Below are 9,414 nucleotides of genomic sequence, written 5' to 3' on the forward strand. Positions count from 1 at the left end.
ATCAATAAACTTTTTAAAAAATACTAAAAAAAATTTATAAAAATAGATAAAACATTAAAAAAACTAATAAAAAATTAAAAAGAATATAAAAATTAAAAATTATTAGAACATACAATAAAAAAGTATAAAAAAGAGAATTTACCACTAAAAACCTAATAAATAATAATAGTTATATAATATAATTCATATAGAAATTAATATAATAAACTAGTTTTATTTAATTATAAAGGATGTTAGAAGAATGAAAGTAGTAATTATAGGAGGAGGAGCTGGAGGAATGCCAACAGCTTCTAGCCTTAGAAAATTAGATAAAGATGTGGAGATAACAGTTATCACCCGTGATAACTACATTGCATACTCACCATGTGCAATACCATATGTATTAGGACAAACAATTAAATCTTTTGATGATATTGTAATGAAAACACCAGAAGATTATGTAAAAGACGATATTAAAGTCTTAATAAACTGTGAAGTTACTGATGCAGATAAAGACAAAAAAGAAATAACTTACACCGACAAAGATGGTGAAGTTAAAACTATGAAATACAATAAACTCGTTCTTGCAACTGGTGGAAACTCATTTGTACCACCAATTGAAGGTAATGATCTTGATGGAGTCTTTAAAATAAGAAACATCAATGATGGTATTAAAGTTCAAGAATGGGCTAAAAAATGTAAAAACGTAGTTGTTACTGGTGCAGGACTTATTGGTATTGAAATAGCATATGCATTTAAAAAAATGGGATTAAATGTAACTTTAAATGAAATGTTACCTCAAATTGTACCAAAATCTCTTGATAGTGATATGGCTGAAATTATCACCGAATATTTAAGAAGTGAAGGACTTAACATAGTTTTAGGAAAACCAATTACTGAAATTAAAGGTGATGGAAAAGTTGAATCAGTAGTTGTTGATGGTACTGAAGAAGTTCCTACTGAAATGGTTATTCTCGCTACTGGTGTAAGAGCAGAACTTAATATTGCTGAAAAACTTGGATGTGAAATTGGTAGATGGGCTATTCAAGTAAATGAAAATATGGAAACTTCAGTTAAAGATGTTTATGCTGTAGGTGACTGTGTAGAATCATATGATGCAATTTTAAAAACAAACACAATTTCACAACTTGGTACTACTGCAGTACGTCAAGCAAAAACTTGTGCAAGAACTATTGCAGGTAAAAAATCTAAATTTAACCCTGTATTAAACTCTATGGTTACTAAAGTAGGTAAATTAGAATTTGGTGCAGTAGGTTTAACCACTAGTTTTGCTCAACAAAACAATATTAAAACTGTTTCTGAAAAAATTGAAGCATTTACTAGAGCAAGATATTATCCTAATGCAAAACCTATGGATATTAAAGTTATCTGTGATGCAGACGGTAAAATAATTGGTTGTCAAATAATTGCTGAAGAACGTGTAGCAGAAAGAATTGATACAATGACCTTTGCTATTACTGAAGGATTAACTTGTTATGACTTAAGTAACATGGAATTTGCTTATGCACCTCCAGTATCAATGGTTACTGATCCATTAGTACTTGCTGTAGAAGAAGTAAGTAAAAAATTCGATTAAATACACTTCTTTTCTTTTTTTTCTTTTTATAACATTTTAAATAAAAACAACTATTTTTTTAAAAATTTAAAAAAACTAAAAATTTTATAGTATATTAAAAATTAGGTTAAAACAACTAATTCTAAAACTAAAAAACCTAATAAAAAAATAAAACTAAAAACAACTAATTCTAAAACTAAAAAAAAAGATAAAAAAATAGAAAAATAAAATAAAAAACTTATAAATTTTTATTAGCCATATATGCCATATAAATAATAAATAAACCAACTATAAGTAATCCTATTTGTGGGAATAATGCTACAACTATTTTTGGAATAAAACCAAGAACTACAAGAATCCATAAAACAGAATAAATTACAATAATTACTCCAACAAATATTAAACATTTATTTATTTTATATTGTAAATCATAAGGTATCATAATAATCTAAAAATTAAAAAATTAAAGTTTTAATTCTTTAACTCCATCTTCAGTACCAAGAAGAACTTTATCTACCATTTCAGTGAAAATACCATTTTCAACAACACCTGGAATAGTATTTAATTCAACTTCTAAATCTACTGGAGATAAAATTTCATCAAATTTAGCATCAATAATAAAGTTTCCATTATCAGTTATTACAGGTCCATCTTTATTAACTGCCATTCTAAGTTTAGGAGATGCACCTAAATCTTTAAGAGTATTTGAAACAAGAGTTTTTGCTTTAGGAATAACTTCTACAGGAACTGGAAAAGCACCTAAATGATCAACATATTTAGAATCATGAGCAATAATAATAAGTTCATCAGCAGAATAATCTACAATTTTTTCCATAGTATGTGCTGCTCCACCACCTTTAATAAGATTTAATTGTGGATCAATTTCATCTGCACCATCAACAGCTAAATCAATAGAATGTTCATCAAGGGTAGTTAATGGGATATTCCATTGTTGAGCAAGTAAAACAGATTGATAAGAAGTTGGAATTGCCATAACTTCAATACCTTCTTCTTTAACTCTCATACCTACTTTATCAATAAAATATTTAGTAGTAGAACCAGTACCGAAACCTAAAATTTGACCATCTTTTACTTCTTCAGCAGCTTTATAACCTACTTCTTGTTTAAGATTCATAATTACACCAAAAAATATAATATATTAATTATTTAACTAATGAAAATAAATACAAAAAAATATTATTTAAAAATTTATTCAACAAAATTAACATCTAATTTACTTAAAGAATATCCTTTTTTACATTCTCCATTAAATTTACCATAATCTTTAATAATAATACATTTATCATTATTTAATAAACCTTCAGGGAAACACAAATCATGATATTCACAATATTCATCACAATCAGGAGCATTATATACTATAGTTGAACCTTCATAAACATTTTTAGAATTAAATAAAAGATTAATATCAGCTCTTTGAACTTCAACAGGAAATACCTCTTTTTCAGCATGTAAAGGACATTTTTGAGAATTATGTCTTACTGATATTATTTCATATAATCTATTTTTTTCTAAAGAGTCTACACATGAAGCTTTATACCTACAATTTTTACAAGCTTCTGCAGGACCATAAAAAATAAATTTTGTTCCTTCTTTTGCAAAATCTTTACCTACTAATGTTATCATAAAAAATATCTCCTAAATTACTCCTGTTTTAATAGCTAATTGGTATGCAGCTTCTCTTGATAAACCTCTATCTCCAAGTATTGTATATCGTTCTGGTCTAATAGTATGAGCCATAGTTAATGCATCAATAATATCTTCAGGATCAATATTAACATCATAACATGTTGTTGGAGCTTTCATACTTTCAAGAGCATTTTTAATAAATTTCCAGTCTCCACCATGAAGATTCATCATCATAATTGTACCAATACCACATTGTTCACCATGTAATGCTGGTTTTTTAACAATTCTATCAAGCGCATGTGAAAATAAATGTTCAGAACCACTTGCAGGCCTACTTGAACCAGCAATACTTATTGCCATACCACTACTAAATAACATTTTAACAACAAGTCTAGCACTTAATTCTAAACCTTCTTTAATACTATCAGATGAATCAATAATTAATTTTGCAGTCATTAAAGATAATGCTGCAGCAGATTCTGAAAAACTCACATTTTGAAGTCTTTTAGCAAGACGCCAATCTTTAACTGCTGTATAATTAGAAACTATATCTGCACAACCAGATGCTAAAAATCTAAATGGTGCATTTTTAATAATTTCAGAGTCTGCAATTAAAGCCATAGGTGCCTGTGCTTTTTTAGAAACAGAACCTTTTTTATTTTTAATAGAAGCCATTGGTGAAGCAATACCGTCATGAGAAGCAGTAGTTGGTATTGAAATAAAATAAGAATGATTATTTGTAGATGCCATTTTAGCAACATCAATAACCTTTCCACCACCAACACCTAAAACAAATGAATTATCAGTTAACTTATCTTCAACACGTTTAACGGATTCTTCAGTAGCTCCTTTGACTTGAATAATATCTGGATTAAATCCAGAATCTTCTAAACTATCATAAACTAATTTACCTGCAATATTTAAGGTTTTATGACCTGTAACAACTAAAGGTTCACCAGGAAGCCTTAAATTTTTAGAAATTTCGCCTGTTTCATAAATAACGTCAGGCCCAATATGCACTTCTCTAGGCATTTGAATAGTTTTAGAATCCATTATTTCACCAATATAATATAAATTTAAAAAAAATTATTATAAAAATAATATTAGTTTATATATATTTTTAATCTTAATAAAATAATTTTTGATTATGATAAATTTAAAATAAAAAATTTTAAAAATAAAAAACTTAAAAAATAGCTAAAAATTAAAAAAACAGTACAAAAAAATAAGATTAATAAAAATAATGAAAAAAATAAAAAAACTAGTATAAAAATAAGATGTATAAAATAATAAAAAAACAGAAAAAATAAAAAAAAATAAAAACTTTAGAATAATTAAAAAATAAAAAAAAGCAAAATAAAAATAATACTTATAAATCGCTGAAAAATGAAAAAGAATAAAATTTAATAAAATAAATTAAATTCCAGAACCTTCTTTTTGAATATTATCTCTTTCAATAATATCATTAGAAAGTAATTCATGAATCCAACCTGAAGCCCATTCAGATAAATCATCACCATAAAATGGTTCAGGTTTAATTTTCTTTTTATTATCTACAACATCTCTTGCTAATTGTCTATATACATCAGCTTGAGCAGAATCTGGAGCTCCTTCAATTGTTGTTACACCATCAAGTTCACAACGTGTTACTGTAGAAGATCTTGGTACAAAATCAATTACACTAGATTTTGTTTTTTCACTGAAATCAGTAATCATTCTTTTTTGTGTTTCATTTTTAATTGAATTACCAATAATTCCACCAAGTAATGCTCCACCTTTATTAGAATATTTAAGAATTCCTTTAAATAAATTGTTTACAGCATATATTGCCATGTAATCAGAAGAAGTTACAGTATAAACTTGTTCTGCTACTCCTTTACGAATAGGCATTGCAAAACCACCACATACAACATCTCCAAGTACATCATAAATTATAATATCAGGATCGTAATCTTCAATAATTCCATTATTATCTAATAATTCAATAGCTGCAATAATACCTCTACCAGCACAACCTACACCAGGTTCTGGTCCACCTGCTTCAACACAGTAAATACCATTGTAACCTTCATAAACAATATCATCAAAATTATTTTTCCTTTCTCTAATTGTATCTAAAACTGTTGGTATTGTTTTACCTTTTCTTAATGTAGTAGTAGAATCATTTTTAGGATCACAACCTACTTGCATTACACTATAACCTATATCAGATAATGCTGCTGATAAATTTGATGTTGTAGTTGACTTTCCAATTCCACCTTTTCCATATATTGCTATTTGTTTCTTTACACTCATATTATCTAAATCTCCAATTAAATATAATTTCTAAATTTTTTTGTTTAAAATTTCCTTAAAATCTAAAAAAATCATAAAGAATAGTGTTTAATCTTTATAAGAACTTAAAATCCTAAAGAATACTGTTTAATTCTTAAACGAAAATCGTTTAAAGAATTTAAATAAAAATTTATAAAATTAGAATGTTAAATTACCACATACTAATTAAATAATGATTTAAATTTTAAAATAAATCTTTAAGCTATATAAAATACTGTTTAACTCACTAATTTTTATGTTTTATTTAAATAAATTATAGTTTAAAAATTTAAAAGTAAAATAAAATATTTTACTTATAATGGTCCTACAAATGTAGATACTAAATCTTCAAATAATGTTAATCCTCCATAATAACCAGAATAATGGTTTACAAGTACAGAATTACCATATATTGGGAATGAAGCATTTACATGACATGCACCAAATTCTTCAAGTGAAGTAGGTTCTTCAAGAGAACTTGAAAGTAAAAATGAAAATGGTCTGTCTTTAAGATTATTTCTAATTCTATAAGTATCTGCTTCAAATACAATATCTGGTTTTACAGTAGATTCTAAAGTATTATTGATTTCATCTACAATTTTTTGTCTTACTTCTTTAGGTGGATTATCTGTTATTTGTACAATATCAGGAAGATATCCTATTTCATTTGTTAAAAATTTAGTATACCCTATTGCATATGAACTATCAGCAGCTACTGCAAAGTATTGATTTGGACGACATAAAATAATAGCATCACCAGGATATTCAAATAATTGATAGTACCAATCTTCTTTTTCTTTAACATACTCTTCAACTAAATCAATATCTAAATCAAGTTGTTCTGCTACACGATATACAAATGAGGAAGTTTGTTTTGCTCCAATAGGTATACCTGGGAAAGTAATAAATGGAGTTCCAAATTTATCATGTAATTTTTCTGCAGCTCTTACTCCAATCCATGGACTAAGAACAATATTAAGTTCAGCACGTGGAACATTTTTAAGATTAGTTAATCCATCACCTTCACCAAAGATAATATTTGCTTTAACACCTATTTCTTTAAAAATTCTCTTAATTTCATAAAGATCTCCTTTCCAGAAAACATTATTATAAGGAACTACTCCTAAAATGTTTACAGTTCCTTTTTCAACCTCTTGATCTTCTAAAATATCACTATCAATTAAAGAATCCCAAAATAGGTTATATCCTTCATAAGAATTTGCTTTAAATCCAGGTGCATTTACATGAATAATTGGATATTGATAATTATAATTATCAATTACACTATCTACATCATCACCAATTAATGATGGAACACAACCAGAAATTACAACATAAAAGTTTGAATTAGATACTTTTATTGTAGAATCAATAATATTATCTAATTTTTCTTCTCCACCTAAAATTACATGTTCTTCTACAAGACAAGAACAAGGAGTTGCAGTACCTCCTTTATTTGCACCACAAGATTCTCCTCCAGCATATAATGTTCCAAATAAATGTCCAACACCACAACCTGCTCCAGAATGTAAAATTGGTACTGCATTATTAAGTCCAAGAACTGTACCATATACTCCAGATAATGCACAACCATATCTTGGTGCTTCTACAGAGTCACGTTCAAAATCATCAACATTAGTTTTTGCATGATATTTTTCTGATGCAGTTAATCCGTTTTTCGTATCTTCTACCATTCTATCACCTCCTTATTTTGAATTTTGTCCTATTTGACTATCAATATCTTCAACAAAGTACAATGGATCATCTTGTTCATACCACCAATCTTTATATGCAGGTTTTGATTTTTTAGCCAATGTTTTTTGGTATGATTTATTTTTAAATGCTTTTAATAAGAATTCTCCAAATGCAACAGCACCAGAATATGCAGATTGTGCACTTGCTGGATCTGGATCTCCTCTTAAAGAGTGAATTCTTGTAACTTGAGTATCTCTTTTCCAACTTCCACCTTGGAATGGACAAGTTAATGTTAAATCTGGTTTTAAATTAGAGGTTACATTAGCTTGTTCAGCAGCTTGGAAAGTATTTACCATAATATTAAAATCACCAGTTCTTTCAATAATATCTGCTAACTCATCAATTAATAATTCATCAAAATCCTGACTCATTGCTGCAGGAACTTGAAGTCCTAATTCATCAAAATAAGGCATTTGTGAAACAAGTCTTCCTTGACCTAATGCACCTAAAACTCTTACTTTTTCTCCTTCTTTACGTTCACGAGCAATTCTTAAGAATTCATTTCTAATATTAACTAATTTAGGTTCCCATTTAGCATGTTCTTCTTTAATTAATTCTTCAACTTCTTCTTCTTTACCAGTGTATTTAGCAATATTTCTTAACCATTCATCAGTATTAGCAAATCCAGTTGGTGTAGGATATAAGAAATATGGAACACCGAATTTCTGTTCTAAACCACGTGATAAATAATCTGTAAATGTAGGACAAATAGGTGCAGTAACTGCAGCTTCAGATAATTTTTCAAATTGTTCTACAGTTGCAAATTCTGGAATAAAATTAACTCTAAGTCCTAATTTACCAAGTAATCTTTTAATTTCTAATCTATCTTGCCATGTGTAAGATAACATACTTGCAACATTTACTAAATCTTTTTGTTTTTTCTCAGGTTCTTTTACTAAGTATTTTAATACAGCATGCCAAAATGCATCATAACCTGTTTGTACAAGTCTACTTCTTACACCTTCACAATGAACTGGTACAATAGTAGCATCTACTTCAGGTTGAACTTCTTCAACTGTTCCTTCAATATCTTCTCCAATAATTCCAGTAGTACAAGAAGTAAGTACAAATATAGCTTTAGGATTGTATCTTTCTTGTGCTTCTAAAATTGTTTTTCTTAATTTTTCACCAGCACCATATACTACATCATCTTGTTGAAGGTTAGTAGTCATCCAATTTAATTTATAATGAGCAGGTCTTCCAAGTTCTTCAGGAACTCCTCTAAATAGCTCCCTATAACCAAGTGCAGATGAAGAACAACCTACAGGTGCATTAAATATAACTACTGCATCACGTATTGTACTTACTCTTACTGCAAGATAAAAATTTAAAACACAACCTCCAGATTGTTGGAATTTTCTTTCTTTAATTTGAATATTTTCATTAATTGCATCATCTAGCAATTTTGATGCTTTACCATAATAAATATTCGTCCCATGAGCTTTTTGTTCCCTATTTGGGCTCGTTATCTTGTCAAGCGTTATATCAGGTACAGGTGGCTTATGTTCAAGATCAATACCTAAAATTTCTTTAATTTTTCGTCTTTTACATGGTCCAATTTTATAAGTTCCTTGATTACATTGCATATTATGATTAAAATGATTTTCTTGAGTCATATTATCTCTCCATATATTTTACTTAACTAAATACTTGATATCTCGAATCCCATTTAATATCAAGTTTAATACATCGAATCCCTTTTATGTATTAATTTTAAATCAAAAATTCAATTTCTGATTTTAAGAGTTTAAAATATAACGATTGTTATAAAAATATTTTAAAAATTTAGAATATATAAGCAAATTTATAAAAAAAAATTAGATTATATAACTAAATCTAAAAAATACAATTAAACTCACATAACAATTATTATAAAAATATTTTAAAAAAAATTTAGATTAACAATAAAATCTAAAGACATTTAAAAATACTATAACAATTGTGATATAACAATTGTTATGATACTAAACTATTATTATGATAAAGTATATAAACATTGTTCTTACTAAAAGTAAGAAAAAGAATTATTTAAATACAAAATATAAAATTTATAAAAAAATAATAAACAAATAAATAAATTTATAAAAAATAATAAAAAATATGATAAAAAATAAAATAAATATTAAAGTGAAATAACTTAA

8 protein-coding genes are annotated in these 9,414 nt (G+C 27.0%); 1 reads left to right on the forward strand and 7 read right to left on the reverse strand.

The genetic code is table 11. The features are described 5' to 3' along the window. The first annotated feature begins 241 nt into the window (after positions 1-241). The gene (locus BGI41_RS04715) at positions 242-1,576 is read left to right on the forward strand and encodes an FAD-dependent oxidoreductase (RefSeq protein WP_088539078.1); all 1,335 of its coding nucleotides are present in this window, start codon (positions 242-244) and stop codon (positions 1,574-1,576) included. A gap of 217 nt (positions 1,577-1,793) precedes the next feature. Here the strand turns inward: BGI41_RS04715 and BGI41_RS04720 are convergent, their stop codons facing one another. The 7 genes from BGI41_RS04720 to BGI41_RS04750 all read right to left on the reverse strand — a co-directional run bounded on the left by BGI41_RS04720 (position 1,794) and on the right by BGI41_RS04750 (position 8,889). Beyond that, the gene (locus BGI41_RS04720; protein ID WP_088539079.1) at positions 1,794-1,997 is read right to left on the reverse strand and encodes a hypothetical protein; all 204 of its coding nucleotides are present in this window, start codon (positions 1,995-1,997) and stop codon (positions 1,794-1,796) included. 21 nt (positions 1,998-2,018) lie between these two features. Further along, positions 2,019-2,690 carry a ribose-5-phosphate isomerase RpiA gene (rpiA, locus tag BGI41_RS04725; RefSeq protein ID WP_088539080.1) on the reverse strand — a complete coding sequence of 224 codons (672 nt, stop codon included), beginning with the start codon at positions 2,688-2,690 and terminating at the stop codon, positions 2,019-2,021. 74 nt (positions 2,691-2,764) lie between these two features. After that, positions 2,765-3,202 (reverse strand): UPF0179 family protein, encoded by a 438-nt coding sequence (locus tag BGI41_RS04730; RefSeq protein ID WP_088539081.1) that lies wholly within the window; start codon positions 3,200-3,202, stop codon positions 2,765-2,767. Between the two features lie 12 nt (positions 3,203-3,214). Further along, positions 3,215-4,258: an NAD(P)-dependent glycerol-1-phosphate dehydrogenase gene (locus BGI41_RS04735; RefSeq protein ID WP_088539082.1), complete on the reverse strand. Its 1,044-nt coding sequence runs from the start codon at positions 4,256-4,258 to the stop codon at positions 3,215-3,217. Between the two features lie 363 nt (positions 4,259-4,621). Next, positions 4,622-5,500 carry an AAA family ATPase gene (locus BGI41_RS04740; RefSeq protein ID WP_088539083.1) on the reverse strand — a complete coding sequence of 293 codons (879 nt, stop codon included), beginning with the start codon at positions 5,498-5,500 and terminating at the stop codon, positions 4,622-4,624. A gap of 332 nt (positions 5,501-5,832) precedes the next feature. Then, the gene (locus BGI41_RS04745) at positions 5,833-7,212 is read right to left on the reverse strand and encodes a nitrogenase component 1 (RefSeq protein WP_088539084.1); all 1,380 of its coding nucleotides are present in this window, start codon (positions 7,210-7,212) and stop codon (positions 5,833-5,835) included. A 12-nt stretch (positions 7,213-7,224) separates the two neighbouring features. Beyond that, positions 7,225-8,889, reverse strand: coding sequence for a nitrogenase component 1 (locus BGI41_RS04750; protein ID WP_233126315.1), 1,665 nt, complete (start codon positions 8,887-8,889; stop codon positions 7,225-7,227). Positions 8,890-9,414: the final 525 nt, after the last annotated feature.

This window comes from Methanobrevibacter sp. 87.7, from assembly GCF_002208625.1.
Classification (GTDB): domain Archaea; phylum Methanobacteriota; class Methanobacteria; order Methanobacteriales; family Methanobacteriaceae; genus Methanarmilla.

Bases quoted from the DNA above. Each gene is read 5' to 3' on its own strand.
- BGI41_RS04735 (WP_088539082.1), bottom strand. From the start codon at position 4,258: ATGGATTCTAAAACTATTCAAATGCCTAGAGAAGTGCATATTGGGCCT.
- BGI41_RS04745 (WP_088539084.1), bottom strand. From the start codon at position 7,212: ATGGTAGAAGATACGAAAAACGGATTAACTGCATCAGAAAAATATCAT.
- BGI41_RS04720 (WP_088539079.1), bottom strand. From the start codon at position 1,997: ATGATACCTTATGATTTACAATATAAAATAAATAAATGTTTAATATTT.
- BGI41_RS04740 (WP_088539083.1), bottom strand. From the start codon at position 5,500: ATGAGTGTAAAGAAACAAATAGCAATATATGGAAAAGGTGGAATTGGA.
- BGI41_RS04750 (WP_233126315.1), bottom strand. From the start codon at position 8,889: ATGACTCAAGAAAATCATTTTAATCATAATATGCAATGTAATCAAGGA.
- BGI41_RS04730 (WP_088539081.1), bottom strand. From the start codon at position 3,202: ATGATAACATTAGTAGGTAAAGATTTTGCAAAAGAAGGAACAAAATTT.
- rpiA (WP_088539080.1), bottom strand. From the start codon at position 2,690: ATGAATCTTAAACAAGAAGTAGGTTATAAAGCTGCTGAAGAAGTAAAA.
- BGI41_RS04715 (WP_088539078.1), top strand. From the start codon at position 242: ATGAAAGTAGTAATTATAGGAGGAGGAGCTGGAGGAATGCCAACAGCT.